The sequence below is a fragment of the Vibrio sp. Vb1755 genome, from assembly GCF_033338635.1.
Lineage (GTDB): Bacteria > Pseudomonadota > Gammaproteobacteria > Enterobacterales > Vibrionaceae > Vibrio > Vibrio alginolyticus.
In genome coordinates this window covers 58,550-83,938 of record NZ_JAWOTA010000008.1, presented here as the reverse complement: position 1 = coordinate 83,938, position 25,389 = coordinate 58,550, and the positions used below count along the sequence as shown (strand labels likewise).

The following is a 25,389-nucleotide window of genomic DNA, read 5'->3' as shown; positions in this document are numbered from 1 at the left end:
CTTGCTGAGTTTTTTCATTTTAATGCCTTTAAACAAAAAAAATCCGACCATTTCTAAAATATTCACTGCCATAAATCCTTAAGAATACACCTAAGAAAGCTGCTTAGTTGATAAGTGTTGCAACCAAGCAGCGCCTCTAAAACAACAAAAATAGGATTATTTAGTCGAATGGCTAATGGATTTATAACTTCTTTACTGACAGATTTTGCCAGCCGCTGCCAATTGGAGCCGTTGGTTTTTGATGAGGATGATTGTTGCCATCTACTCGTTGAGCAAAACACAGCAATCACAATTCGTGCACAAGAAGATCGTGTGACGCTTATCGGGCTAATTTCAGGTGATAAACCGAGTGCTGATACTTTGCATCAACATATGAAAGGTGCCTTAACGCAAGGCTCTCCAGCGGTATGCTGGGAGGAAGAGACCGGATATATCGGTTTCATACACCTGCCTCAGCAACTGCTAACTGCATCTTTTTTCGATGAGTCATTTGCGAATTTCATCGAGTGGTTAAAAAGTGCGAATACACAAGAAGTAACCAATAAAACAATCGAAGTACCGGAAACGAATACCACTCATTTTTCCACATTAAGGGTTTAAAGCATGATCAGTTTTGGAAGTGTTAGCGCGTTGCAGGTCGCCATGCCGCAAGCTCGTAACGAGATACTTAACGAAGGTAAGCTGAGTATTGGTGGCAAAGAATACCAAATCAACGCAGCGACCCAAGAATTTACTCGCGCCAATCCTACGAATGGTGCGGTAGCGCGATTTTTTGAAGCGACAGGAAAACTGTTTCGCGAAGGTAGCCCACAATCGGTAGCGAAAGCCCTTACAAAAGCCGTATTTGATAATGAGCAAGGACAAGCTCAGCGTTTACAAGCTGCTTCTTCTGTTGAGCATGGACAAATGTTCTTCAAAGATGGAAGCATAAAAACCGCATCAGATGTCTTAAATGCCTTTGCGAAGTTAGACAGTAAATCAGTTCAGTCGAACTCTGCTGAGCTAAACCAGTTAGCTGAGCGAGCGATGACAGAGGCAATGTTAGAAACCGATTCTGGTAAAAACCTCACATCACTGATTGGCGAAAGTGCAGCGAAGTTGCTTGCTGGACGTGTAGTAAAAGACTACGGCGGTGGTGTATCTGCAGCGCAGAAAAACCCGGCAGGTAGCATTAATCAAATGCAAGCGGTGTTTGATATGGAGGTGATGCATCTTAAATCGGCGCAACGTCATATCGAAGGTCTAGCAAGCACCGATCTAAGCCAAGGTGTATACGCTGAAGGACTGGCAGAGGACGCGTTTAACAAAAGTGGCGTAACCAATAATGTTGAAAGAGCTGCGGCGTGGATCATTAATGCTTCTAACTCTAAAGGAAACGATGCCGAAAATATTACGTCTTTACTGAAAGAATACGCGTCTAATGGTAAAGATTTATTGAATATGGAAAACCTAAAAGAGCTACACGCTCGATTGGTGCCTAATGTTGAGCGTGATTACCGAGGGCCAAATATTTCGGGTGGCACTTTGCCTTCAAGTATTGGCGGTGAGGGCATGTTAAAGCAGCACATTGAAGGCTTTTTGAAAGAGAACCCTGTAGAAGATAAAGACTTAGGTAAGCATTTGTTCGCCGGAGTTATCGGGTACCATGGCTTTACCGATGGAAATGGTCGCATGGGTCGCATGCTATACGCGATAGCAGAACTTCGTAACGACTCGTTCAATCCTTTAGCTATGGATGCAGAAAATAGCCTTCACGGTATTAAGTGATTTTTTACTTCTATTTAATTTTTGGAGCGGCGATTGCCGCTCTTTTATTTTCCAGCTTAACCTTAATTTTTCTTCTCAATAAAACGGCTAATAGCAATAAAAATGAGACGTTGAAATAAAGTGTCGGTTTCTATCTCGCCATAAAATCTCTTTTATCCTTATTCGCTTATTTAAATGAGCCGTTATACCCAAGTGGCTTCGCTGCAATAAATATATCGATGTCACTTAGTTATAATAAATTAGACAGGACACAACATGGATACAGGAAAGATTAATATGCTTCTCTCTGAGCTAGGAGAAGTGCTGAACCTTGAGCGCGTGACAGCGTATGACGATCAAATGTGGTCACTGCATTTTGCTGAAAACAACAGTGTCGATGTTCTGCTCGTAGAGGAAAAAGGCGAGTTATTGATTTCCAAAAACCTGCTTATAGAACAAGATGATATTACGCTAGATAAACTTCAAGTTTTACTTGAATACAACTTCTTGTATCGAGAAACAGGTGGTGTGCAGTTTTGTGTGAATCCAACACGCAAAGACGTTGTTCTTCAAGTTGCTATCGCGGCTGGAAGTGAACTCACCAACATTGCTAACTTAATCATTCAGTTGAACGAATTAGTTGATACTTGGGGACAGTTATTTCAAAACAACACGGTTGTAGATTTTAGCCAAACAGACGTACACGCATTTATTCAAGTTTAAGGCATCACACATGGTCAATATTAATACATCGCAAATGCACTCGTTGAGTCAGTTAACGTCACATTTGGCGACACAAAATCAAGCTGACGACAAAGAGGTTCGAGCACACAACGGTAAAGATATTTTTGTTAAAGAGGGCGCACCAAAAAATAAAAGTATCAGCGCGCGTATTAGCCACCAGAATAAAGCGAAAGATATTGTAGTGAACCTGCTTACTAAGCAGGGTATTCCTAAAGATGTTGCGAAGCTGATGCTGAAAAATGTGTTGAACGGTGAAAACAAGTTAACGCTTGGGAGCCTGAAAAATCTTGAGAGATTGTCGTCTGGTCCTAGCTCAAATTGGCCCACTTCACAAACGGCAGCCTCTTCTTCCAAAACCAATAAAGCCTCATCGAGTGTCGCGCTTATCAACGAACATAAAGCCAACCTTCAAAAGCTTGGTGATTTTGCCTGTACGGACTTAAATACGTTCGGTGTTAAGGGGTCACAGTTTTATGAAACAAAAGGAAAGCCACGACTAAAAGAGCTTCGCGCGAATCATGCAAGATCACAGAGCGACGATGTCCGCAAACGGAGTTCAAGCTGCAGCACAAAGAGGAACCGCACCGCAATTAAGCACTCTACAGAACATTGCTAAGGCAGTACAAACCGCGAAAGCTGGCTGCTGTACTACATTTGCCTTTGCTGCCGCCGCTGAGATGATTCAAGGCATGTCAGGAACACCTGAAAGTGAACCCAAAGTAGAAGTGGTTGCGTTTAAAAAGGGTCATTCAGGTACACACCTTTATGTACTGGTTGGTCGACAAGAGGGGAGCGACATAAAAGATCCATCAACGTGGAGTAAGGATGTGAAAATTGTTGACCCGTGGGCGACATCTGCATTCGGTGCACCAATGTTTGGAGATGCACAACGACCACCTGTTTCGAATATGTTCCCGCCAACAGAAGTCATTTTTGATAGCCATAAACTGGGTTAGTCACTCTGCAAAAGAAGTGAGCAAATACACCATGCTAAGCATCTAACCTTTATTGAAAGAGCAGCTCTGAGCTGCTCTTTTTTATTACTCTGGCAACTCGATTTTAGAGCGAGATTTCTGCGGAAAACCTCACAATGAAGGCGAAAAAGTGACAAAAATAAAGCCATTACCGACATCGTTCAATCTGCAATCGTTGTTCAATAGAGTTATTGAAACAAAAGGAAAAAGTTATGAACACGATTCAACAACTGCTCTTGGAGTTTTGCCAACTCAATGAGTTGCCCGAACTGAATTTTGAAGAAAATGAACGTTGTCAGCTACTGGTCGATGATCGCTACATGTTGTATTTCATCGCGACAGATACGGATGATTTGATGTTGTCTGTAACGTTCGGAGGGTTAGAAAAATCCGGTGAACAACGACTAAAAGGTTTAGAGCTTCTTGCTCATGCTAACTATCAAGGAATTGGTAGTGGCAACCTCGCACTTGCTTTGGCTCCAAACGGTCGACAGCTTGTCTTAGCAGGACGTAAACCCGTTGAGCATCTAAATACGACGAACCTTACCGCTTGGTTTCACGAAGTTATTGAACAGGCCGAGCTGTGGCAAGCGCGTTTCGCAATGTTGGATCAAGCGATTCCAACCACCTCTAATCATGAACAAGCTCATGTTCAATCACTTCGTGTGTAGGAGAGAAAAATGGTTAATACAACACAAAAAATCAGCCAAAGCCCAGTACCTGATCTAGAGCAGTTTCGTGCAGTTGCTGCGCAAAAAGATGACCGAGTGATCAGTAAAAGAGGTGAAGTAAAAGAACCTTCCACATTCCACAAAGGTCACAAGTTTGCTTCTATTCACGAAGGCGTATTGAGAAGCAAATACACTAAGTTTTTCCAAGAAAACATCAAAACTCACCTTGATTTAAAACAAGCGCTACTTAAGCAAGAAAAACCTGAGGTTGCGCTGTTGGCTTACTCCCTAGTGAGTCCTTCAGGCTATCGCGGTGAGCCACTTACTGAGCGTAAAATCTTAGAAGTTGTCAGCCTATTGGATGAAATAAAAGTGAGCAGCGATACGTACCAGCAGCTTAAAAATACGTTTGATGCGATCAGCAAAGATCCGCGTATGCAGGTGAGCTTAGAAGCCCAGTATCCGGGAAAAATGGATGGCTTTGCTGCTGAACTGCTGCAGATGGGCAAAGAAAAGCTAAAAGGTTCTGGTGTTAACGCCGTTATTAACTTGGCATTACCTGGCGTTGGCTTATTGATTTCTACAGGTCGAGAGCTGCACAAAGCGGCCGTAAATGGTGATGCTGAGGCTTACCATCATCAGTTAGAACAAATTTCACAGCTGCCAGGGCGAGATCAACGTCTTTCTATGCCGATGCAGCAAACCTTGGCTCAAGGTCATGCGATACTGTCGGCTGAAGGTGGCATTGGAGCTACATTAGGTATGGCGACGGGGAGCCTGGGCACGTTCGGTGTTAGCTCTGTAGCAACGGTGGGCGTCACACCGATAGCAAAAGAGGCAATCGGTTCTGCGGCAACGACTGCTATCATGAGCGGCGGTGGTTTTGTGGCGAACCAAGCTGGGGCATACGGGTTAAATACGGAAGTAAAAGAGCAACTTATGCAAGATGAAATGTCTGGTGTTTTACCTAGACTTGAAGTTTCCAATGCAAAAGGAGACTTTACCTTCAGTATGCAAGATCCGGCTTCTGTCCGCGCATTAATGGCGTACCTTGGCCCTAAGGAGGATACTGCAATGACTTCTCCTCAAGCGCCTAAAGAAGCACAACAGATGGAAGCCGCTCGATTAACACTGAAAAAGATGTTGGGTTCAGAGCCAAGTGAGCACTTGGTTCCTGACGTAGATTCTATCTTGAAGCTAAGCCCAGAGGATGCACCAAGTAAAACCGAGTCTATTGCTAACGGGGCGTTTAAAAAACTGTTAGGAGAAGATTGGGATTGGCTCATGCCAGCTGTTCGAGCGATTGATAAAGGGGAAGCAAGTAAAATAAACGAAAAGCTAACCTACAAGCTCCCCCTAGATGCAGCAAACGGACGAGTTTATCTTGATAAATGCCCAAACCTGAGTGACGTCCAGTTAGATGCGCTAGAAAAACTAGGCTCACCAAGTCAATTGCGATTGATGTACTTGGCTGAAGGCTGGGTGTAATTTCAAATGGTAAAGTAGGGGGTAGGTGCTGCTCCTTACTTTATCTACCGTCAGCGTTCCTTTTTGGGGCTGGCTCATGTCCATTGAATTTAACTTTTCGACTGAAGAAACAAACACACAAGTGTCAACGTTATACCAACCCAACCAATGAAAGAAATTTCTTCCCCAACAATCGCAACTGCTAGTGCTGCTGCGATAACAGGTTCAAATAGCGTGAGTATGCTAGCTCCACTGGCTGTAACAAACCGTAGCCCAAACCCAAAAGCGACGTAACCTAACCCCATTGGAATCAAGGCCATGTAGAGCATGACCGTCGTATTAGTTGATGATGCAAATAGATTATCGCCCGTGATGAAAAGTGTTGGTAGAAGCAAAACTCCACCAATACCAAAAACACTTCCCATGGCTGTTTGCGATTCAATGCCGTGGTCAATCATAGTCTTTACTCCCCATGAGTAAATGGCGTACGTCAAACCTGCCAATAGGCCAAGTAATACACCCCAATGCTTCATATCATGATCAAATAAGCTATTTGCGGATGACTCAGAAGCCAACAACAAGGTAATGCCAATGACCCCGATTGCGAAACTCATCATCCAGCGCTTGGTTATGGTCTGATTTCGGCTAAAGAGACACTCTAACAAAGCAGAAAAGAAAGGTGCAGTGGAGATAGAAACAACCGTACCAATAGCCACACCGGCGAATCGCATTGATGAATAAAAAGCCAGTGGGTAGGTGGCTAAGGCGATAATACTAACCAGTAACGTTTTCTTCTTATGTACGACTTTTCGAAAATCTCTCTTCAGTGACTTCGCAGACAGACATGCTTGCATAAATCCACCAATACCCATAGAAAATGCGCCAATGGCGAGAGCACTGACATCCGGTGCCAAGCTGGCAGCGGTGCCCGTCGTTCCCCACAGGGTTGAAGCAAAAAGTATGGATAAAGTTCCTAATTGATAGTCGGTGAAATGTTTTTTTAACACTGTAATTTCTACCTAGTGAATGGCTGTTTTAGGGTAGAAAGAATAAAAGAAAGCGATAGAGATTTTTGTGCTGAAAAGACGGAATACTTGTTCCAGAGGACTATTTTAGTGACTACCGGGAAAACTCTCTAGGAGACATGCCAAAATGCATTGAAAACCGTCGACTAAACGCGGAAAGGTCACTATAGCCAACTCGTTCAGCTATCAACTGAACTGGAAGGTCTGTATGAGTCAGTAGTGCTTTGGCTTTTTCCATACGTTGTAATGTAATGTATTTATGAACGCTCACTTTTAGCTGCTCTTTAAAAAGCTTTTTAAACTGCGTCGGACTCAAGCAAGCGGCATTCGCTAATGAGGCAATGGTGAGTGGCTGATCAAGCTGCTCGGCGATCACAACCTGTACATCTCGAATACGCGAATCTACGGAGCGAGACCGCTTTTGTTGCTCCAGCAACAGATAGAAGGTTGCAACCATTGAGTTTTCAATTTCATCATTAACCTGATACTCAAGCTGTTTTTCGACAAACTGGATAAAGCTCAGTAGAGGCGGGCTAATCGAAAACACAGCCACACTACTATCCATCAAATGAGTGGGCAAAGTGGTCATATCCGCAACAATAAAGCGTGATGACTCTTCGGCATTAAAACCGTGAGCACAACTTTTGGGGATGACTATGCAGTCGCCAACCGCCACCTTTCCGACATAACTATCCATATCAATATGTATGTTGCCCTGGAGAGGAAGCACCAATTGATGATAATCACTATGAGTATGTCGGCTCATACGTTTCGTGTAGGAGCGAATGCTTAAGCTAGATTTCATAAAAACAACATACAGTTAAAGGATACCGCATTATAGCGTTGAAAGTATCGAGGTTGAAAGCTGGGCAGTTGTAAGCCCAGATCTTGAATGGGATGTGGTTTGTCAGTCCGCCTCGGACTCTAACGAGGCCAACCAACGAAGCACTTCCGCAGTTGCTTCAATAAGATCGCTTGGGATGTACTGGTCGACGTTGCCGTCGGCGTATAGTGCACGAGCAAGAGGGACTTTTTGCATCACAGGAACGCCTTCTTCTTTAGCGATTGCGACCATACGTTTGGCTACCGCCTCGGTTTCCATCAAAGTGATGACGGGCAGGGGCGTTTCGCCTTTCTTGTAATAAAGGCCAACCGCGATATGTGTTGGGTTTGTAACTAATACATTAGAACGTTTAACGTTTTCGCGCTGATTGGAGGCTTGTAGCTCTTGGTGCAACTGACGACGTTTGCTTTTTATTTCTGGACTGCCTTCCATCTCTTTGTATTCGCGCTTCACTTCGTCCTTGCTCATTTTGAGCTTTTTCGTGTGATCAAATTTCTGGTACGCAAAATCTGCGGCAGCGATGACGATGAAGCCTACCGAAGAGATAATCATTAATTGTTTAATCATGACGCCAGTAATGGTCGGGACACATTCTAGCCCACAAGTTGGAATTTGCATTAAAGCGTTGATGTTACCGCGTAATGTCACCCAGATAATGCAGGAAAGAAGAGAGACTTTAAGGATCGACTTGATAAACTCAATCACACTCTTGAGGGAAAAAATGCGTTTGGCCCCTTCGACGGGATTGATCTTTTTGATGTCGGGTTTAACGGATTCACCACTAAATAGGAAGCCGAACTGCCCCATATTGGAAAAGATGGCGACGAGTGCAGCAACCAGAATAATCGGGGCGAGTAGATAGGCAATTTCTTTTGCGATGGCAATAGCGACATCGACTAGCGCATCTTGGAAACCCTGATAAGCAAGCTTACTTGGTAGTAGAATAAGCGCTGAGATGTGCGACATGTAATAATCGGCGAACGCAAACAGTACAATTATGAGCGCCAAAATTAATGCAGACGATACGATTTCTTGGCTTTTGGCAACCTGACCTTTCTGTCGAGCATCGCGTAACTTTTTTGCGGTGGGTTGCTCTGTTTTTTCTGCACTCATAAAGAATCCTAAGCGTTATTGCCAAATGGTATTGAGTTGTTCTGCGAATCGGGTAATGCCGTAAAACTGTACTTCAAAGTGATCCATCATTATTCCGAGATACACGATCAGTAAAACACTCGCGATGGCACTTTTTATTGGCATGGCAAGGAAAAAAACATTCAATTGCGGTGCAAAACGACTGATAAGCGCCAGACCAAACTCAGCAAGAAACATTGCCAACACTAATGGAGCGGACATCAACACACCAAGCCACATAAGCTGTTCAAATTGCGCGTAGAAGAAGCTCACCCATGCGTCGCTAACGGTTGGGAAAAAGTCCACGATCGGCCAAGATGTATAGCTTTTGAATAACGCATAGATAAAAGTGACAAAGCCCCCGCCAGAGAAGAACAGGGTAATCAACGTTTGGGTCAGTAATACCGCTGTTGGTGTGGATTGTGAGCCTAGCGTTGGGTTAAACATACTTGCCATGGCAGCCCCACGTTGGTTGTCGACCAGAAAACCGGCCGCTTCTATCGCCCAAAAAGGGATAGCAGCAACAAACCCTATCAATAGCCCAATTAATACCTCCTTACCCAAAATCACTATCAGCAAAATGCCGTCGGTTTCTGCAGGCAAGCTTTGCTGATTAATCATCGGAAATATAAACAGCGCGAGTGAGCAAAGTACACCATTTCTCACCATGGTGCCGCCTAGCATTTGCTTGCTCAAAATAGGCAAAAAGATGAAGCATGCCATTAACCGAGGTAACGTCAGGCTGTACAAAAATAAAGCCTGGTGTAAGTCGTGATAACTCATCGTATTTGAGGAATTTTATCCATAGCAAGCGAGGCGAAGGCGTGGAGCTCTGCCCCTAGCCATTGCGTTGTGACGAACAGCGTAATAATGACCGCGATAAGCTTGACCACAAAGCCTAACGTTTGTTCTTGGACCTGAGTTAACGCCTGAATAAGCGACACCAATGTACCAACCAATGCTGCGACTAAAATCGGCGGTAATGACAAGTACAACACTAGGGTTAATGCTTGAGTCGTGAAATGAATGATTTCAGCAGAATGCATACTTTCTCCGTGATTAACCGTAACTCAACACTAAGCCGTGGGTGAGCTTTGTCCAGCCGTCAAGCAAGACAAAAAGCAACAATTTGAAGGGGAGGGAAATCGTCATTGGCGATACCATCATCATCCCCATCGCGAGTAGGATATTCGACACAATTAGGTCAATAGCGATGAACGGTAAGTACAACAGAAAGCCAATTTCAAAAGCGCGAGTAAGCTCGCTGACGGTAAATGCGGGCAGTAAGAGCAATAAACTGTCCGACTCTAAACGGTCTACGTACTTCTGTGGCCACAATGTGCGTGCAGCATCAGTGAAGAATATGGCTTCGGTTTCCCGAATATGCTTTTTCAAAAATTCTCGATAAGGCTGTAAACCGCTTTCAATGAGGCCTTCTACACTTGCAGAATCTTCAAGGGAGATATCATGCTGCTTTACGTAGTCGTAGGTTTCAAACCCGACGGGAGCCATGATGAAAATTGACAGAATGATGGCCAATCCGTAAAGCGCCATATTCGGCGGAATTTGCTGTACACCGAGAGCGTTACGCAGCAGTGAGAATACAACGGCGAGTTTCACAAACGACGTCGCCATCATGGCGATAAATGGGATCAGTGCCAGCAGTGCTAAGCTGACAATGAGATTGAGCTCGTCGGGTAACTGGATCATGCTGGCTCCTGCGTGCCACCGAACAGCTCCAGTACGCGCACACCTAAATGTTCGTTAACATTAACCAGTTCACACTCACCAATGATTTTGCCGTTGGCACGCAATGTTACCGGCTTAGATACAGGCTGGTTTAGCTCGAATACGTACCCTGGCTGAAGCTGGTTAAGCTGCTCTAGCGTGATGGTTTGATGGCCGATATCAAACGTGAGTTCCACAGGCAGTTGCTGGTGGTCGGTTAACATTTCTGAAGTGTTTACGTCATTCATATTGGTTTCTTTTTCAATAATGTGAAGAGTTTGGTCATCTAGCTGGCAGCGCCAGAGATTCTGGTTAGATACTTGAAAAATGGCTTGTTGCTTGGCGATGTAACCATCGTCAAAAAAGATGACATCTCCCAGCTCGAGCGAATTAAATTCGCTTAACGTCAAATGGGTCCTTCCAAGACTTAACCACACAGGTAAAGCGAGGTGTCGAGCTTGTAGAGCAGCGCTGTTTGGTAGCGCATCCAACAACACGTCTGATCCTTCGCTAACCCACAAACAAAGAGAGCCGTTAGGCTTATTGAGGGTTAACATTAAAGTATGCTCTTGGGCCTGGCTCGCCTCTAACGGCTGTAGTTGACTAAGAATGGGTAACTGACCAAATAGCGCTTTGATTGCCTCACTATGCGGTTCTATCTGTGAGCTCAAAAGTGCTAACTGGAGGGAGTTAGGCAGGGACTCAAACGCAGTAGCATTTAAGGTCGATTTCAGCCAATGTTGGAGCTGCGCACGAGAAAAGTCTACTTGTAGGGTTTGCCCTCCAATCAACGTGGTTAAACGGAACCCTTCAAATGAAGGGATTTGAGCAACAGTAATCGATACGCTCTGACCATCAGTCCCTTGGAAGTGGCACTGTTTTGCACAAAGTTGATTGCTGAGCGCGATACTTTCTGCATCCACTTTGGGTATTATTAACGGCGTCATAGGTCATTCTCCGCTTGCCATTCTTCATACACGCTGCGTTGTTGGCGTGAGTGTTGTTGTTCATGTTGTTGTTGATCGAGCTGTTGAGTTTGTTCGCTGATCGCTAAGCGAAGTGGCTGCTCACCGCCGAATCGGTTTAGCCGTTCAGCAAGATCTTGTCTAGCTTGCTGGCTAATAATGGAAAGGGCATGCTCTTGTCGAATCGTCACGCTATACCCTTGAGCGTCCAACTTTATGTGGATTTCACCACCTTTTAATTGCCCTTCACTTAGAAACAGCCGAACCTCTTTGTTGTCCGATGCGGTTGGTAGAGCAACATAGATTTTGTCCACCAATTGCTGGAGTAATTGGTTTACGTCTCGCGTTGGGCTTGGTTGAGCCTGCGAAGCAACACTTTTTAGGATGACATCGCCTTGTGTTACCGCACTTGCAAAGGGTTGAGAAGGCACTTTTTCTTCATCCGTTTTAACGGCGACTAGTGCGCTTTTCGTCACGATTTTTTCAAGAGGCTTGGTTTCAGGCAGGCCACCAGTTTGGTCTGGTCGTTTGCCTGTATTCTGTAGCGGCGGAGTTGCACGCTTATTGTGCGTTTTTTCAGTTTGCTTTTTCGTTAAGCCAACAATGTTAATCCCATCTTGAGCGAGCTCTGTCTCTGTCGCACTTTGGGGAAGCAAGCCAGATTCAAGCGTAGAGAGACAATCCGGCGAGGTATGTTTATCCATCGGCGTCGGTTTATCATCTTTCAAATGAGCTTGAGCTTGAAAGTGAGGATCAACACGCTCGGTAGAAGGGGAGCTTAGAACTGTGTCGCCATCGCTTTTTCCATCATGTTTAAGCAATTTATTGTTTTCGCTAATTATTTCTTCGCTATTTTCTGCGTCGTCTTGCGATTTCTCTACGTCTCTCTTAGTGACGACGTCACTTTTGCCTTTTAAAGTGGAGATGTTTTTGTCAGCGTTGGCTTCTTGATTCGATAGGGTAGGTTTCTTATCTAGACCTTGAGATGTCTTGTGCCTTACCGGTATGTCTTCTTCGCCACTATGATTTTTTTGGGGATTCGCAACGATAGACTCCTTTCCCTTGCTAGGCTTCTTCGTCATTGCATGCTCGAATTGTGATTGAAGCTCGGCCTCCTTCTCGAGAGGCACTTGTTCTGGCGTTGATTTGTGCAGCGTATTCGATGCTTCAGTTGTTGGGGTAATGCGCATAGTGAACCTTTAGATAATGTCGACAGTGCGAAACTCTTCCTGTTCGAGTTCTTCTTTGTATTGCCTTTCTCGCGATTTTTCCGCGACTTCTTGTTGCTGCAACTGAACGAATTTTTCTTTGGTTTTATGGGCTTGTCGCGCCTCTTTTTGCTTTTCTTTAAGTGCCGAGCGTTCGATTTCAAGCGCTTTTTTTGACTCGGCCACACGTTGTTTAAGTTCGGCTTCTCTCTCTCTTAACAACGCGATTTCTTGTCTTAATGTTTCTAGCTCTTTGAGAACGAGTGTTTGTTGTTTTGCTTTAGCAAAACGTCGCTCTTCTTCTTCCTGGCGCCAAACGTGATAGTCCGCGACAGAACGTTCGGCCTTTTGAACCTGTGCTGCGGCGTTTGACACTCGGTATTCTTGACGCTTGACGGCTTTATCCGCACGTTCAGCGCGAATTTTTTTGATTTCTAATAAGCGTTCTATCATTGTTTCGCCATCCCTTTAAGTTGAGCGATAGCGCCATCAAGATCGCTTGGTTCATGAGTACCTTGGCGTAAAAAGGCGCGTATATCATCACTTTGTGCAATGGCCAAATCCGCTCGACTATCTGCGCCATGTTGGTATTCGCCAATTTTGATTAGCAGTTCAACTTCTTCATACTTAGCTAACATTTCGCGAATATGAGCAGCAGACGCCTGATGATCGGGTTCAACGATTTGATTCATCACTCGGCTTGCTGAGCGAAGTACATCAATGGCGGGGTAATGGTTCATTGCCGCAAGTTTGCGCGAGAGAATGATGTGCCCGTCTAGAATTGAGCGAGTTTCATCCGCGACAGGCTCCGTCATGTCGTCACCTTCCACCAACACGGTGTACAGTGCTGTAATTGATCCTTTGTCTGATTGTCCAGCTCGTTCCATCAGCTTTGGCAAAGCGGCAAAAACAGAAGGCGGATAGCCACGTCGTGTTGGTGGCTCGCCTGCGGCTAGTCCAATCTCCCTCTGTGCGCGGGCGAAACGCGTTACAGAATCCATCAGAAGTAGCACGCGTTTACCTTGGTCACGAAAATATTCTGCTATAGAAGTGGCAACAAAAGCGGCTTTGGCGCGCTCCATTGCTGGGCGATCAGAGGTAGCGACCACTAAAACCGATTTGGCCATTCCTTCTTCGCCTAGGTCATGCTCAATAAACTCGCGCACTTCGCGTCCACGTTCACCAATCAAAGCGAGAACGGTCACGTCAACTTCTGCGGAGCGAATCAGTTTTGCCAGTAGGGTACTTTTACCCCCACCAGCCGCTGCAAAAATACCCATGCGCTGACCTTCACCACAGGTCAGTAGCCCATCAATGGATCGAACGCCAAGAGAGATTGGCTTTTCAATTAGTTTACGTTGCATTGGTGGTGGCGCATCGCGATAAACAGGATACCAAGCACTTGGTTCCTGACTCTGCGTACCATCGAAAGGACGTCCAAGCCCGTCAAGCGTTGTACCTAACAGGTGGTCGCCAACACCCACTTCGTGCATTTTGCCCATTGGGCTTACTTCTGTATTTGAGGAAATCCCAAACATATTTCCTAACGGGGTGAGCAGAGCGTGATGCTGCTGGAAGCCAACCACTTCCGCTAACAAAGACAGAGTTTGATCGGGATTACGCAACTCACACAGTTCACCTACACGAACGCCAGGGACGACAGCTTTGATAATGGTGCCGGTGACTTGTGTAACGCGCCCGCGAATTTGGATCAAACGCGTGTGTTTAATCGCAGATTGTTGGATATCAGTGATGTATGAGAAATCGTTCAAGGTAAAAATATGCGCAATGATTGATGCTGAGAGAATAGAAAGTATAAGAATCAATTTATAGTGAATATCAGTCGGGAGTTTTTAGAAAACTGAAAGCGCACTAAAAAAACACGTCTGATTTTGACAGCTTCAAAAAAGCGCACTTCCTATAATTCGCCTGTATTGTGCGGAAGGAGTGCAAGTGAATGAGTATTATCAACAATCATATCGCAACAAATCCAAAGTTTGATGCGTCTATCCAAAACGGGTTGGAATCGTCTCGCCCCGACGTTTCACAAAAAGGCAATTATCGCGGTGAAACCGTCCGTGTTCACAATGCCACACAATCACTTTTTGATGCGATGGAAGAACTCACTTCACTCGGTTCCGAAAAAGCAGAGAAAGATCTGACCAAGCGCAAAGTGAAAGACAGTGGCGTTCGAGTTAATGAAGCGCACGAACTCGTTTCTGACTATCTGCGAAAAGTCCCTGATCTTGAAAAGAACCAAAAGATCAAAGATTTGGCTACAAAAATGGCGGGAGGGAATATCTCGACCATCGCTCAATTGCAAGCTTATTTGAATGGATTTTCAGAGGAGAAAAGCCATCAATACCTTGCGTTAAAAGCCGTGAAAAAGTTTTTGAGTGCGAGTCCAGAAAGTAAACACCTACTAGCGCTGATTGACCAAGCACTTCTAAGAATCGAGCAAAACCCAGATACATGGTCTCAAATTGATACGGAAATCCGTGTCTCAAATTTTGCTGATGAATACAGCCAAGAGCAAGAGTTTAGCTCTTTGCATCAGCTGCGCGGCTTCTACCGCGATACCGTTCATAGTTATCAAGGGCTCGGCGCGGCTTATCAAGATGTTGTGGCGCGCTTTGGTGAGCAGGAGGTATCGACCGCTGTTGACTTTATGCTGCAAGGCATGAGTGCAGATCTTAGTGTTCAAGGTAGCAGTATCGATTCGGTTAAGTTGCAGTGGTTGATGTCCGATATGCAAAAACTCAAAACTCTAAATACGTTGCAAGATCGTGTGAGTCAGCTGTTCCAAATGTTTAAACCGGAAAGGACGAATTATGGCTTATCAAGTTTCTAATTTGATGGCTGATGTGATTGCGTTGGTAGAGCAGCGATGGGTAAGCAGTGATGAGATATGGAAAGTCGCCAACGCAATGGAATTGACGGCGGTAGAACAAACAATCGATTTTTTTCGAGAGTTCCATAAGTTAGTTCGCGCAATCCCAATTGACGTATTCGCCGATGAAGAACAACGACAGAATTTAATCCAAGCGGTACAAAAGGCGCTAGACGAAGCCATTGATATAGAAGAAGAGGAAGCGTGGGAAGATGAGTTGGATTGATGCATCCGTCGATGAATTTTGCCGAGGAATGGGGCTCGATGCCGTCGATTTCTCATCAGCTGGACGGGTGCAGCTGGATTTTGAGCAAAGTGGTACGCTGCATATTGAGCGACAGGGTGAGCAGTTATTCTTGATGTTGTCTCGAGCGTTATCTTGGCATCAAACCAGTGACATGATTCAAAGTGCACTGTGTTTGTGTCATGCCGATCAAGGCTGGCCTTTCGAAATTAAAACCGGCTTGTTAGATGAGCAAACTCTGGTTTTTTCAGCAAGGCTAAAAGGAGAAGAAGTAACACTTCCGACCTTAGAGCAAGCGTTTACGCTTTTGGCTCGTCTACATAACGATGTGGCAGGCTCATGACTCGAGTCAGCACTTTAAACGTAGGCATCGAAGCCTTTACGCATGTTACTCATAGTGAAGTTAAGGCCGATTTCCCAGAGCGATTTCAACTGCTTCCTGATGGTCAGGCGGTCGCTACACATTTAGAGAAGCTCTATGACCTCCGGCCTTCAGACCAATATCTCATCGCGTTAACTAAGCCCAAGCTGCTGCATTCAGAGTTGTTGCGTCCAGAAAAATACCGTCAACAATTTGATGAAACGTTGGCTCAGCTGCAAGTTCTTGCACAGGACTCAGGCTCCGCTTCTTTTATCAAAGCATCTGAAACGCTACAAAGTACACAACTTGATCAGCGTTACCTCACTATGGCGCTCAATCTCCTTATCCAGGTCTAACCAACATGTTGAGATCCAAAGACATTGAACTCTTACTTGTTCACGCTGCGCTACAAGTTCAATACCAAAAGCCAGAGCATGCCATTTCTATTCTCGATGCGGTTCTAGAAATAGAACCGCAGCACAAAGAGGCGATGCAAACACTTGCTGTGGCGTGTTTACAAAGTGGTCGATATACCCGGGCGATTGAGGTGTGTGAGCACTTATTAAAATCCGACCTTCATCCTGACTCGGCAGGACTCTGGTTTTGTTTAAGCCAAGCGCGTTGGAAACAAAATGACGTCGATGGGGCACGCCAAGCGCACCGACGCTATCTGCAATCTTTAAATAGTGAATCACATGAATAAGTTGATCGATATTCTAAACAAAGTAGGGCAACGAAAAGACATCATGCTTGCGGTGATGTTACTCGCGATCGTCTTTATGATGATATTGCCACTTCCTACCGCACTGGTGGATGTGCTGATTGGCACCAACATGAGCATTGCGGTGGTGCTGCTTATGTTAGCGATTTACATCACCACGCCACTTGAGTTCTCTGCATTTCCTGCGGTGCTATTGATCACGACATTGTTTCGTCTGTCTTTATCTATCACGACAACCCGCTTGATCTTGCTACAAGGCGATGCTGGTCAAATCGTTTATACATTCGGTAACTTCGTTGTGGGCGGTAACTTAGTGGTCGGTATCGTTGTGTTCCTGATCATTACCATTGTTCAGTTTATGGTGATCACCAAAGGCTCAGAGAGGGTAGCAGAAGTTAGTGCGCGCTTCTCACTCGATGCGATGCCTGGTAAGCAGATGAGTATTGACGGTGACATGCGTGCCGGAGTAATTGACGTACACGAAGCTAGGCACCGACGATCACTGATTGAAAAAGAAAGCCAAATGTATGGCTCGATGGATGGCGCGATGAAGTTCGTTAAAGGCGACTCCATTGCGGGTCTGGTCATCATTGTGGTCAACATCTTAGGTGGTGTCACGATCGGGGTAACGCAAAAAGGCATGAGTGCTTCTGAAGCACTTGAGTTGTTTGCGATTTTGACCGTTGGCGATGGTTTGGTATCGCAGATCCCGGCACTTTTTATCGCGATTACCGCCGGTATTATCGTGACGCGTGTTTCTCATGAAGACTCTTCTGATCTTGGATCGGATATTGGTGGGCAGGTGATTGCTCAGCCACGAGCACTTCTTATTGGTGGTGTGCTTTTGGTGCTGTTCGCACTCATTCCTGGGTTTCCAAAAATCACTTTTCTGGTCTTGGCCGCCGTGGTTGGTGGTGGTGGTTTCTTCCTTTTCTATCAACAGAAAAAACAAGCGGAATCAGATAGCACCGACTTATCAAGCTTTGTTTCGCAAGGAGCCGGATCGCCAGCAGCGAAGCCAAGCAAACCCACGCCTTCTAGAAACAGTAAAGGTAAGTTAGGTGAGCAAGAAGAGTTCGCCATGACAGTCCCGCTGTTGATTGATCTTGACGCGAGCCTTCAGGAAAGCTTGGAAGCGGTCGCATTAAATGAAGAGCTAGCAAGGGTTAGACGCGCACTATATCTCGACCTAGGCGTGCCTTTCCCAGGCATCCACCTGCGCTTTAACGAGGGGATGCAAAATGGCGAGTACTTAATTCAGTTACAAGAAGTCCCGGTTGCACGAGGACGAATTGTTAAAGATCAACTCTTGGTGACAGAAGGGAATGAACAGATCGATTTATTAGGCGTGCCTTATGAGCAAGATGAAGATTTTCTACCTGGTATTTCCAGCATTTGGGTGGCACAGAGTTATGAGCAAAAACTCGTAGCCAGTCATGTAGGTTTTCTCACACCCGACAGAATTTTAACGTACCACTTGTCTCATGTTCTTAAGGAGTACGCGCAAGACTTTATTGGTATTCAGGAGACGCGTTATCTGTTGGAGCAGATGGAAGGCAGTTATTCGGAGCTAGTCAAAGAGGCCCAGCGTATTGTTCCGTTGCAAAAAATGACGGAAATCTTGCAACGCTTGGTTTCTGAAGACATTTCTATCCGAAACCTTCGCGTGATCTTGGAAGCCATGGTTGAGTGGGGCCAAAAAGAGAAAGATGTTGTACAGCTGACGGAGTACATTCGTTCCAGCTTAAAACGTTACATTTGCTACAAATACGCGAGCGGACAAAACATGTTGCCCGCTTACTTATTGGATCAAAGTCTCGAAGACACAATACGCAGCGGTATTCGTCAAACCTCAGCAGGGAGTTACTTGGCGTTAGACCCGTCAGTAACGCAACAATTTGTCAGTGATGTGAAACAGACCATTGGTGACTTAAGCCGCATGCCGAATAAACCTGTGCTAGTTGTGTCTATGGATGTACGCCGATATGTGCGAAAGCTTATTGAATCGGAATACTACGATCTGCCCGTTTTGTCATTTCAAGAACTAACCCAGCAAATCAATATTCAGCCACTTGGAAGGGTGGGGATGTAATGAAAACAAAACTAATACTCTCGCTGGCGCAAGCGGGGATCGAAGTGACGCCATACTTTTGGCAACAAAGTGAAATTCAACTTGGTTATCGAATTGAAGTTGAAGGCTTAGAGCTCGTTTTTCGGGTGGAGGACGGTGAAATCATCATCGTTCTTCTGAAACGCATTCGTCCAAAATTGGGGTTGAGTAACCCCTTTGCCGGCTTATTTCTCTTGGCTGAACATGCCATTCAACTTTATCCCTCCGATTGGGTCATTCGCGGCAACGTCGATGTGTTACGTGGTAGCAACATGAGCAGCCAGCGATTGGCACAGTTCTATCTAAAAGCATGCGGTGCAAGCCATGATGAGCTAGACGGCTGGTACTGTTTACGCCTAGCAGATTATAGACCTTTGAAAAAGTTGAAAAAGTAAAAACTCACGACTGTTACTGACAGCACCGATGAGATGACCCGCTTTAAGATAGGAATCAAGATGAAGCAACCGTTTACCGATGCGATTGAGAACGCTGAGCTTGCCATTAGAAAAGCTGAAGACAGAACCGATATTTTTAACGAGCTATTGGAAGGCTTAGGTGTTGGTCCTGTTGCGGGGGATGTTTTACTTGGAGGCATAAAAGCGCCAGTAGATACCATGAAACGTGCAGAGCAAGAGCTAATAGACGAAGTCCAGCGCCGCCGGCAACAACAAAATCAGCTACAAGGTACGTCAGGTAAACGCAGAAAGCGTCCCACAGTGATGCGCGGCATGATGATTTAGAGGTTTGGAAATGACGAATATGAAAACGACTGGCTCTACGACAGGAGCAACAGACACAGCTGCGAGTAGTGCACCATTACCCACTTTCCAACAAAACTTGATAGAGGCATTTACCCCTGTACTGGGTGAAGCAGAGACTCAGCAACTTGCCTCGATAATCTCTTCATTGCCAACTATCTCGGGACAAACGGAATCACAAAGTATCGCGCTTTATGTTGATACACTTGAAAACCTAAAAGCGAAAAATAACGCGTTTGCTGGTATATCATTGACCGACACCGCATCTGTTTGGATAAAGTCGCTACAAAGTGCTAGCTCAGATGGCGAATTAACCGCAGCCGAGTTTAATGCTCAAACAAACCAAACGCTATCAAATCAGTTTCAGGCTTGGTTTAGTAAGTTACTGACGGAAAACGTAGATAGCTCGTTGTCTACTGAGTTTGTTAGTCAATTTAATCTGGGCACTCAGAGTAACCAAGCGGAGCAGATCGCCAACCTCTCCGAGACAGGTCTGGCTAATGCCACCAAAGAAATTTCTCTTTTTGTTGCAGAGCTTGCTAATCAAATGGGCTCCCGTGAAGTGAGAGATGCTTCTATTTCTTTTCTTCGCAATGCCTTTAGTAGCTTAGGTTCCGTTAATCTCGCGCAACTGAAGAGCTCGGACTTTCTGTTGACTAAAGAGAGTTTCGCCCTTCAAGTCTCAGCTCAATTAAAAAGTAGTTTTCAAGGCATTGGTATTACTTTAAGCACCGATGACGCAAGTGCGCTAGCTAGCAGAATTACCTGGACTCCTGGTATTTCTAAACAGCAGCTTAAAGAAGCGTTAGATGAAATGGCCGCTCAAGTGAAAGGCCAATATAGCGCAGCTTATGGTGAGGCGAGTGGAACGAACAATCTAAAAGCAACACTTAATACTGTCATTGGTGGAACTGAGCCTTTGACCCTTTCTAGTCTGTTCGCCAACTTCGCGGTGAGTTTAACAAATATAGAAATCGATGACTTTTACCAGGACAGCGCGATAGCCGATGTCCAAAAGACACAAATAACGGCAGCTCAAGTTAATTTGATCAAAGAAAACACCGAACGAGATATCCGATTACAGTTTGAAAAAATAGTAAAAGGTGAATCTACCGGGGCTTCATTTACTGAGCGATACGAGGCATTGCGCAAAAACTTAGGGGCATTGAAAGAGCGTCTACTCAATATCACCGATAAAGAGAAAGCGGATCGCGAGGTGAGAGCAGAGCACTCTCTAACGGCTCGTGATTTGTTGGCCGTTGTTGAGTCCAGCATTGGAGACCGTTTTGATGAGCAAGTGCTGCTTGCACTAAATGAGCGTCGTGTTAACCGTTTAGAGAAACGTAATGACCAGAAAGAGGCATTAGAGGATCTCACAATACAGCTTAAAGTTTTTGGTGTTGTGCAATCAAAAATTCACTCTACGCAAAGTGTTGATGGGGTTTATAAACCGGGATATCCAGAAAGTAACTTCAAAGCGAGTGACTTTAACTACAGCAATCAAACGGATTTTGAAGCTTCACCTGAGTACAAGTATTTGACGGATAATAAGATAACAAACCATCGAGACTTCCTTCAAACACAAGGTATTACTATCGGTGATGGTGCTTCGTACCAAGACGAAGAGAAGTCGAAAAAGCTGTCTAATTTTTCTAGTTCTGTCAGTGCTAAATCCAAGTTGCTTAACGATGAAGTGCAAATCAAAACCACTGAGCTGAACGACACCAGTTCTCAATACAACTCGACCGTTGAAGCGATGAACAAGTTTGTTCAGAAGTACCACAGTATTTTACAAGAAATCCTACGAGCCATTTAAGGATAACCAACCATGACTAAAACAAACGCGACCGATCCATCTCAAATGCAAGCAGAAGAGCTGCTGTCTTTTCTGGAAGAGGGAGGCACGCTAAAAATGTTGCACGATGTGTCTCAGGACACCATCGAACACATTTATGCCGTAGGTTACAACTTTTTCCAATCGGGAAAGATTGAGCAAGCAGCGAAAGTATTTCAATTACTCAGCATGCTTGATCATTATCAGGCGCGATTTTTCATTGGCCTTGGCGCGGCTCGTCAGGAGTTGGGTGAGTATCTGCAGGCAATAGACGCCTACAGCTACGCAGCGCTAGTGGACGTAAATGATCCACGCCCACCTTTTCACTCTGCTGAATGTCACCTTAAACTGGAACAACTGACAGAAGCAGAGAGTGGGTTTTACAGCGCGAAGGAGATGTCTGCCGGAAAATCACAATATGCAGATTTGCATGAGCGTGCAGGCATCATGTTAGAAGCGGTGAGAAATAAAAAGGAGTAATTAGACTATGAGTTCTATTGCACTTGACCGCATCCAGACACAGGTTTATAGCCCTGAATCTGGCCAAGCCACGTTAGATAACGTGCAGAAAACGGCGTCTACAGCGACGCCTTCTGTGACGGTAGAAAACGTGAAGAGTAAAGATGCAGATGTACTGAACACCGGAAAAGTAAAAGTTCAGTTAGATGCACCTAACGCAGCTGTTAGTGACAAAGTGAATGATTTGACGCTAAAAGCCATGGCACAGCTGCAAAAGATCGTCGATACCATTGCAAAATCTCTCCATGCAGTTGCAGACCAAACAGGTTCGATTGCCGTCAAAATCATCGCAGGATCTGCTGATGATTTTGAAGTAGAGCTTGCTGCTATCACGGATAAACTGAAAAGTGCTCAAAACGAGCTGAAAATTCAGGAAGTGAAGGTCGCAAAAGCTAAGCACGAAAAAGAGATGGTGGAAAACCAAGACAAAATCAAAGAATCGGAAGCCGCTGCAAAAGAAGCCCAAAAATCAGGCTTAGCAGCGAAGATCTTTGGTTGGATCAGTGCGGTGGTTTCTATTGTTGTTGGTGCCGTAATGGTGGCAACGGGTGTTGGTGCAGCAGCCGGTGCACTTATGATCGCTGGTGGCGTTATGGGAGCAGTGAGCATGGCGCTGCAAGAGCCAGCCGTTCAAGATGCGCTAAAAGAAGCGGGCATAAATGTCGATGTGCTAAACAAAGTCGTAATGGCATTAGAAATCGCCGTCGCGGTTATTGGAGCTGTTGTGACGTTTGGTGGTGCAGCAGCTGGCGGTATCGCGAAACTTGCAGCAAAAGGTGCTGGTAAGGTAGCTCAAAAGGTCACAGAAATCGCTACGAAAGCCGCTGCAAACATGGCGAAAGTGGCGGATATGGGCACAAAAGCTGCGACAACAACAGCGAAAGCGATTCGTTATGGCGCAGAAACCGTCGATCTTGCCGTCAATGTGGGTAAAGGCGCAACGGACAGTGTCCACGCTGCTAACAATGCTCACGTGACAGAGATTCAGGCTGATATCACAGACCTTCGAGCCAAAATGACGTTAAGCCAGGCTGTCATTGATAAGCTCAAAGAAGAGATTGGTAAGTTGATGGAAGACTTCCAAGAGCTGATGAGTCTCATCATGCAAATGATTCAAGCGAAAAGTGAAACTATGCAAACGGTGTTAAGCCGTCCTGCAACGGTATAAGGAGTTTATTATGCTAGATAAAGTAGGCGGAACGGGTCGTGGTGAACTATACGGTTTAGGCGACACCATTAAAACCAACAAAGCAGAAAAAGCGCCGGAAACAAAGCTTGAAGCGGGCGCCGTTAAAAGCCAAAGTGAGTCAGGTGTTTCTGGTGCAGCACGCTACCAGTTAGAGACACCTAAAGCTCCTACAGTGAGTAACCAAGCTCAAGTTGTTGCAAACCTAATGAGCGCTCTTGCACCGACGGTGAGCTCATTAATGAGCACAACGATGAAAGCGCTTAACGGTGAGGAGGTGATCAAGTCACCATCAGATGCGGTATCACAATCGTTGACGCTATTAACATTGTTGTATCAAGTATCAAAGCTGAGCCGTGAGCAGCAAGTGCTACAACGTGAAATTGCTGTTGAAGCAAACGTCGCGAGTTTAGAAAGCCAAGCGGCAGAACTCAACAACTCGGCAAGCGCGATGATCGCGATGGCAGTCGTTTCGGGTGTACTAGCGGGTGCTACCGCAATTATTGGTGCCCTTGGTTCTTTCAAAGCAGGGAAAGAAATCAAGAATGAAATGGCGAGCAATAATGTACTTAAAACGCAAAAAGCTGGCTTCGATCAAGCAGAAGAGTTATTAAATAACAATAGCTTGTCTAAAACGCAGCAAGATCAGGTTAAGCGTGCGCACTCACTAGCGAAAGACAATATCGCAGACACGACAGCGCAGCTGACAAGTGGTGGCCGTAAGTTCGATAAGTTGATGAGCTCAAACCAAGCGAAGAACGCGATTCTTCAAGCTTTGGGCCAGATGGCAAACTCAGCATCGAATGTAGAGCAAACCAAAGCGCAAGCGCGCAGCAAAGATGATGAAGTACAAGCGACTCGCGCACAAGCAGCCAAACAGAAAGCCGATGAAAACATTGGTTTCCAAGAAGGCTTATTGAAAGAGCTACGTGACTTGTTCCGATCTATCTCAGATAGCCAGAACCAAGCGTGGCGAGCATCAGTCCCAACGGTGTAACCATCCGTTTCACTAACTACAAAGCGTTGTTTATACAACGCTTTTTTTATGGGATAAAAGTATAAACGCTATTTATCAGCAGGTTAAGTTGATAAAAAAGTATATATCTATAAATCAACCTCCAAGGATGAGAACTCAAACGTTATCAAATTGTTAACGGTTGCTATACTTAAACGGTCATCAACACAGGTAAAAGGGATGTTCAATGTTTAAGTTTAAGCAAATCGCACTTGCGGCTTCTTTGGCTGCACTCACAACAGGCTTTTCTGCGTCTGCGGAGGAAACGTTTGTCACGATTGGTACCGGTGGAGTAACAGGGGTTTATTATCCGACTGGTGGCGCTATTTGTCGCTTGGTTAACAAATCGCGAGAAGATCACGGTATCCGTTGTTCGGTAGAAAGTACTGGGGGATCGATTTATAACATCAACACTATTCGTGCTGGTGAATTGGACCTCGGTATCGCGCAATCAGACTGGCAGTATCATGCTTACAAAGGAACCAGTAAGTTTGAAGAAAGCGGGCCTTTTAAAGAGCTACGCGCCGTATTCTCCGTTCATCCAGAACCGTTTACTGTCGTTGCACGTAAAGACGCGAACATCAAAACTTTTGATGATTTGAAAGGTAAGCGCGTTAACATTGGTAATCCTGGTTCTGGTCAGCGAGGTACTATGGAAGTGCTAATGAACCAGTATGGTTGGAGTAACGACGACTTTAAGCTTGTCTCTGAGTTAAAAGCAGCAGAGCAATCAAAAGCACTTTGTGATAACAAAATTGATGCGATGATTTATACCGTTGGTCACCCAAGTGGAGCGATTAAAGAAGCCACTACGTCGTGTGATAGTAATATCGTAACGGTAGCTGGACCTAATGTAGAAAAACTGGTTGCAGACAACAGCTTCTATCGTGTCGCAAATGTCCCGGGTGGTATGTATCGTGGCACAGATAGTGATGTTCAAACCTTTGGTGTGGGCGCGACGTTCGTTTCTTCTACTGCGGTACCAGAAGATGTGGTTTATAACGTGGTTAAAGCGGTATTTGAAAACTTCGATGATTTCCGCCGTCTCCACCCAGCGTTTGCAAACTTGAATAAAGAGGAAATGGTAAAAGACGGTTTATCTGCGCCTCTTCACCCAGGTGCGCTCAAATACTACAAAGAAGTAGGGCTGATTAAGTAAGCGTTACTTTCTCTTATTATTGATGTAAAACGCCATCTTTCTCGAACAATGCCACTCGTTTAACTGCGAGTGGCATATTTCTATTTCTC

28 protein-coding genes and 1 pseudogene are annotated in these 25,389 nt (G+C 45.2%); 19 read left to right on the top strand and 10 right to left on the bottom strand.

Features of this window, described 5'->3' with window-relative positions; all coding sequences use genetic code 11:
* Window positions 1-168 precede the first annotated feature (168 nt).
* The 6 genes and pseudogenes from R7E00_RS09735 (at window position 169) to R7E00_RS09710 (ending at window position 5,623) form a co-directional block, all read left to right on the top strand.
* Complete coding sequence (locus tag R7E00_RS09735) at window positions 169-600, top strand: type III secretion system chaperone (protein ID WP_053307009.1); 432 nt, start codon at window positions 169-171, stop codon at window positions 598-600.
* 3 nt (window positions 601-603) lie between these two features.
* The gene (locus R7E00_RS09730) at window positions 604-1,767 is read left to right on the top strand and encodes a VopS family T3SS effector adenosine monophosphate-protein transferase (protein ID WP_017821339.1); all 1,164 of its coding nucleotides are present in this window, start codon (window positions 604-606) and stop codon (window positions 1,765-1,767) included.
* Window positions 1,768-2,022: 255 nt separating this feature from the next.
* On the top strand, window positions 2,023-2,469 hold the full coding sequence (locus R7E00_RS09725; protein ID WP_033906168.1) for a type III secretion system chaperone: 447 nt from the start codon (window positions 2,023-2,025) through the stop codon (window positions 2,467-2,469).
* Window positions 2,470-2,479: 10 nt separating this feature from the next.
* Window positions 2,480-3,446 (top strand): annotated as a pseudogene (locus tag R7E00_RS09720) (hypothetical protein).
* Between the two features lie 230 nt (window positions 3,447-3,676).
* Window positions 3,677-4,135 carry a CesT family type III secretion system chaperone gene (locus tag R7E00_RS09715; protein ID WP_005377211.1) on the top strand — a complete coding sequence of 153 codons (459 nt, stop codon included), beginning with the start codon at window positions 3,677-3,679 and terminating at the stop codon, window positions 4,133-4,135.
* Window positions 4,136-4,144: 9 nt separating this feature from the next.
* Window positions 4,145-5,623 (top strand): hypothetical protein, encoded by a 1,479-nt coding sequence (locus R7E00_RS09710; RefSeq protein ID WP_053307010.1) that lies wholly within the window; start codon window positions 4,145-4,147, stop codon window positions 5,621-5,623.
* A gap of 89 nt (window positions 5,624-5,712) precedes the next feature.
* Here the strand turns inward: R7E00_RS09710 and R7E00_RS09705 are convergent, their stop codons facing one another.
* The 10 genes from R7E00_RS09705 to vscN form a co-directional block, all read right to left on the bottom strand.
* Complete coding sequence (locus R7E00_RS09705; RefSeq protein WP_372035280.1) at window positions 5,713-6,615, bottom strand: DMT family transporter; 903 nt, start codon at window positions 6,613-6,615, stop codon at window positions 5,713-5,715.
* Window positions 6,616-6,721: 106 nt separating this feature from the next.
* A complete protein-coding gene (locus R7E00_RS09700) occupies window positions 6,722-7,432 on the bottom strand; it encodes a helix-turn-helix domain-containing protein (RefSeq protein ID WP_031781101.1) in 711 nt (236 codons plus the stop codon).
* A 102-nt stretch (window positions 7,433-7,534) separates the two neighbouring features.
* Window positions 7,535-8,584, bottom strand: coding sequence for a SctU family type III secretion system export apparatus subunit VscU (gene vscU, locus R7E00_RS09695; protein WP_042523790.1), 1,050 nt, complete (start codon window positions 8,582-8,584; stop codon window positions 7,535-7,537).
* A gap of 15 nt (window positions 8,585-8,599) precedes the next feature.
* Entirely contained in the window at window positions 8,600-9,385 is a 786-nt protein-coding gene (sctT, locus tag R7E00_RS09690; RefSeq protein ID WP_053307011.1) for a type III secretion system export apparatus subunit SctT, read from the bottom strand.
* Window positions 9,382-9,648 (bottom strand): SctS family type III secretion system export apparatus subunit VscS, encoded by a 267-nt coding sequence (gene vscS, locus R7E00_RS09685; protein WP_005377227.1) that lies wholly within the window; start codon window positions 9,646-9,648, stop codon window positions 9,382-9,384. The genes sctT and vscS overlap by 4 nt, the downstream gene beginning before the upstream one ends.
* Window positions 9,649-9,661: 13 nt before the next feature.
* Window positions 9,662-10,312, bottom strand: coding sequence for a SctR family type III secretion system export apparatus subunit VscR (vscR, locus tag R7E00_RS09680; protein ID WP_005377232.1), 651 nt, complete (start codon window positions 10,310-10,312; stop codon window positions 9,662-9,664).
* The gene (gene vscQ, locus R7E00_RS09675; RefSeq protein WP_025768125.1) at window positions 10,309-11,277 is read right to left on the bottom strand and encodes a SctQ family type III secretion system cytoplasmic ring protein VscQ; all 969 of its coding nucleotides are present in this window, start codon (window positions 11,275-11,277) and stop codon (window positions 10,309-10,311) included. Before vscQ ends, vscR begins: the two co-directional genes overlap by 4 nt.
* Entirely contained in the window at window positions 11,274-12,485 is a 1,212-nt protein-coding gene (locus R7E00_RS09670; RefSeq protein ID WP_213911264.1) for a type III secretion system needle length determinant, read from the bottom strand. Before R7E00_RS09670 ends, vscQ begins: the two co-directional genes overlap by 4 nt.
* A gap of 9 nt (window positions 12,486-12,494) precedes the next feature.
* Window positions 12,495-12,956 (bottom strand): type III secretion protein, encoded by a 462-nt coding sequence (locus R7E00_RS09665; protein WP_025768127.1) that lies wholly within the window; start codon window positions 12,954-12,956, stop codon window positions 12,495-12,497.
* A complete protein-coding gene (gene vscN, locus R7E00_RS09660) occupies window positions 12,953-14,275 on the bottom strand; it encodes a SctN family type III secretion system ATPase VscN (RefSeq protein ID WP_017821332.1) in 1,323 nt (440 codons plus the stop codon). Before vscN ends, R7E00_RS09665 begins: the two co-directional genes overlap by 4 nt.
* A 185-nt stretch (window positions 14,276-14,460) precedes the next feature.
* On the opposite strand from vscN, the gene sctW reads away from it, so the two are divergent.
* From sctW to R7E00_RS09595, 13 genes are all read left to right on the top strand, one after another.
* The gene (sctW, locus tag R7E00_RS09655; protein ID WP_017821331.1) at window positions 14,461-15,354 is read left to right on the top strand and encodes a type III secretion system gatekeeper subunit SctW; all 894 of its coding nucleotides are present in this window, start codon (window positions 14,461-14,463) and stop codon (window positions 15,352-15,354) included.
* Window positions 15,335-15,619: a TyeA family type III secretion system gatekeeper subunit gene (locus R7E00_RS09650; RefSeq protein ID WP_213911262.1), complete on the top strand. Its 285-nt coding sequence runs from the start codon at window positions 15,335-15,337 to the stop codon at window positions 15,617-15,619. The genes sctW and R7E00_RS09650 overlap by 20 nt, the downstream gene beginning before the upstream one ends.
* The gene (gene sycN, locus R7E00_RS09645) at window positions 15,606-15,980 is read left to right on the top strand and encodes a type III secretion chaperone SycN (protein ID WP_005388159.1); all 375 of its coding nucleotides are present in this window, start codon (window positions 15,606-15,608) and stop codon (window positions 15,978-15,980) included. Before R7E00_RS09650 ends, sycN begins: the two co-directional genes overlap by 14 nt.
* Window positions 15,977-16,354: a type III secretion system protein VscX gene (vscX, locus tag R7E00_RS09640; protein WP_005377246.1), complete on the top strand. Its 378-nt coding sequence runs from the start codon at window positions 15,977-15,979 to the stop codon at window positions 16,352-16,354. The genes sycN and vscX overlap by 4 nt, the downstream gene beginning before the upstream one ends.
* A 5-nt stretch (window positions 16,355-16,359) precedes the next feature.
* Window positions 16,360-16,701, top strand: a complete 342-nt coding sequence (gene vscY / locus R7E00_RS09635) for a type III secretion system chaperone VscY (protein ID WP_005377248.1) — start codon at window positions 16,360-16,362, stop codon at window positions 16,699-16,701.
* Window positions 16,685-18,811 (top strand): SctV family type III secretion system export apparatus subunit VcrD, encoded by a 2,127-nt coding sequence (gene vcrD, locus R7E00_RS09630; protein WP_104979251.1) that lies wholly within the window; start codon window positions 16,685-16,687, stop codon window positions 18,809-18,811. Before vscY ends, vcrD begins: the two co-directional genes overlap by 17 nt.
* Window positions 18,811-19,224 (top strand): LcrR family type III secretion system chaperone, encoded by a 414-nt coding sequence (locus tag R7E00_RS09625; protein WP_042523767.1) that lies wholly within the window; start codon window positions 18,811-18,813, stop codon window positions 19,222-19,224. The genes vcrD and R7E00_RS09625 overlap by 1 nt, the downstream gene beginning before the upstream one ends.
* A gap of 60 nt (window positions 19,225-19,284) precedes the next feature.
* Window positions 19,285-19,569 carry an LcrG family type III secretion system chaperone gene (locus R7E00_RS09620; protein WP_005395092.1) on the top strand — a complete coding sequence of 95 codons (285 nt, stop codon included), beginning with the start codon at window positions 19,285-19,287 and terminating at the stop codon, window positions 19,567-19,569.
* A gap of 10 nt (window positions 19,570-19,579) precedes the next feature.
* Window positions 19,580-21,403 carry a virulence-associated V antigen gene (locus R7E00_RS09615; protein WP_284144530.1) on the top strand — a complete coding sequence of 608 codons (1,824 nt, stop codon included), beginning with the start codon at window positions 19,580-19,582 and terminating at the stop codon, window positions 21,401-21,403.
* A 12-nt stretch (window positions 21,404-21,415) separates the two neighbouring features.
* The gene (gene vcrH / locus R7E00_RS09610) at window positions 21,416-21,901 is read left to right on the top strand and encodes a SycD/LcrH family type III secretion system chaperone VcrH (RefSeq protein WP_005377258.1); all 486 of its coding nucleotides are present in this window, start codon (window positions 21,416-21,418) and stop codon (window positions 21,899-21,901) included.
* A 7-nt stretch (window positions 21,902-21,908) separates the two neighbouring features.
* Complete coding sequence (vopB, locus tag R7E00_RS09605) at window positions 21,909-23,108, top strand: type III secretion system translocon subunit VopB (protein ID WP_054866172.1); 1,200 nt, start codon at window positions 21,909-21,911, stop codon at window positions 23,106-23,108.
* A gap of 10 nt (window positions 23,109-23,118) precedes the next feature.
* A complete protein-coding gene (gene vopD, locus R7E00_RS09600; RefSeq protein WP_005377262.1) occupies window positions 23,119-24,123 on the top strand; it encodes a type III secretion system translocon subunit VopD in 1,005 nt (334 codons plus the stop codon).
* Window positions 24,124-24,328: 205 nt separating this feature from the next.
* Window positions 24,329-25,300 carry a TAXI family TRAP transporter solute-binding subunit gene (locus R7E00_RS09595; RefSeq protein ID WP_213885708.1) on the top strand — a complete coding sequence of 324 codons (972 nt, stop codon included), beginning with the start codon at window positions 24,329-24,331 and terminating at the stop codon, window positions 25,298-25,300.
* The last annotated feature ends 89 nt before the right edge of the window (window positions 25,301-25,389 follow it).

Coding starts and splice junctions, on each gene's coding strand:
- R7E00_RS09620 (WP_005395092.1), top strand. CDS start 19,285: ATGAAGCAACCGTTTACCGATGCGATTGAGAACGCTGAGCTTGCCATT.
- R7E00_RS09710 (WP_053307010.1), top strand. CDS start 4,145: ATGGTTAATACAACACAAAAAATCAGCCAAAGCCCAGTACCTGATCTA.
- R7E00_RS09625 (WP_042523767.1), top strand. CDS start 18,811: ATGAAAACAAAACTAATACTCTCGCTGGCGCAAGCGGGGATCGAAGTG.
- R7E00_RS09595 (WP_213885708.1), top strand. CDS start 24,329: ATGTTTAAGTTTAAGCAAATCGCACTTGCGGCTTCTTTGGCTGCACTC.
- R7E00_RS09615 (WP_284144530.1), top strand. CDS start 19,580: ATGACGAATATGAAAACGACTGGCTCTACGACAGGAGCAACAGACACA.
- vscX (WP_005377246.1), top strand. CDS start 15,977: ATGACTCGAGTCAGCACTTTAAACGTAGGCATCGAAGCCTTTACGCAT.
- R7E00_RS09670 (WP_213911264.1), bottom strand. CDS start 12,485: ATGCGCATTACCCCAACAACTGAAGCATCGAATACGCTGCACAAATCA.
- vscU (WP_042523790.1), bottom strand. CDS start 8,584: ATGAGTGCAGAAAAAACAGAGCAACCCACCGCAAAAAAGTTACGCGAT.
- R7E00_RS09665 (WP_025768127.1), bottom strand. CDS start 12,956: ATGATAGAACGCTTATTAGAAATCAAAAAAATTCGCGCTGAACGTGCG.
- sctW (WP_017821331.1), top strand. CDS start 14,461: ATGAGTATTATCAACAATCATATCGCAACAAATCCAAAGTTTGATGCG.
- vscQ (WP_025768125.1), bottom strand. CDS start 11,277: ATGACGCCGTTAATAATACCCAAAGTGGATGCAGAAAGTATCGCGCTC.
- vopB (WP_054866172.1), top strand. CDS start 21,909: ATGAGTTCTATTGCACTTGACCGCATCCAGACACAGGTTTATAGCCCT.
- sycN (WP_005388159.1), top strand. CDS start 15,606: ATGAGTTGGATTGATGCATCCGTCGATGAATTTTGCCGAGGAATGGGG.
- vscS (WP_005377227.1), bottom strand. CDS start 9,648: ATGCATTCTGCTGAAATCATTCATTTCACGACTCAAGCATTAACCCTA.
- vopD (WP_005377262.1), top strand. CDS start 23,119: ATGCTAGATAAAGTAGGCGGAACGGGTCGTGGTGAACTATACGGTTTA.
- R7E00_RS09735 (WP_053307009.1), top strand. CDS start 169: ATGGCTAATGGATTTATAACTTCTTTACTGACAGATTTTGCCAGCCGC.
- R7E00_RS09715 (WP_005377211.1), top strand. CDS start 3,677: ATGAACACGATTCAACAACTGCTCTTGGAGTTTTGCCAACTCAATGAG.
- R7E00_RS09650 (WP_213911262.1), top strand. CDS start 15,335: ATGGCTTATCAAGTTTCTAATTTGATGGCTGATGTGATTGCGTTGGTA.
- vscY (WP_005377248.1), top strand. CDS start 16,360: ATGTTGAGATCCAAAGACATTGAACTCTTACTTGTTCACGCTGCGCTA.
- vscR (WP_005377232.1), bottom strand. CDS start 10,312: ATGATCCAGTTACCCGACGAGCTCAATCTCATTGTCAGCTTAGCACTG.
- sctT (WP_053307011.1), bottom strand. CDS start 9,385: ATGAGTTATCACGACTTACACCAGGCTTTATTTTTGTACAGCCTGACG.
- R7E00_RS09730 (WP_017821339.1), top strand. CDS start 604: ATGATCAGTTTTGGAAGTGTTAGCGCGTTGCAGGTCGCCATGCCGCAA.
- vcrH (WP_005377258.1), top strand. CDS start 21,416: ATGACTAAAACAAACGCGACCGATCCATCTCAAATGCAAGCAGAAGAG.
- R7E00_RS09700 (WP_031781101.1), bottom strand. CDS start 7,432: ATGAAATCTAGCTTAAGCATTCGCTCCTACACGAAACGTATGAGCCGA.
- R7E00_RS09725 (WP_033906168.1), top strand. CDS start 2,023: ATGGATACAGGAAAGATTAATATGCTTCTCTCTGAGCTAGGAGAAGTG.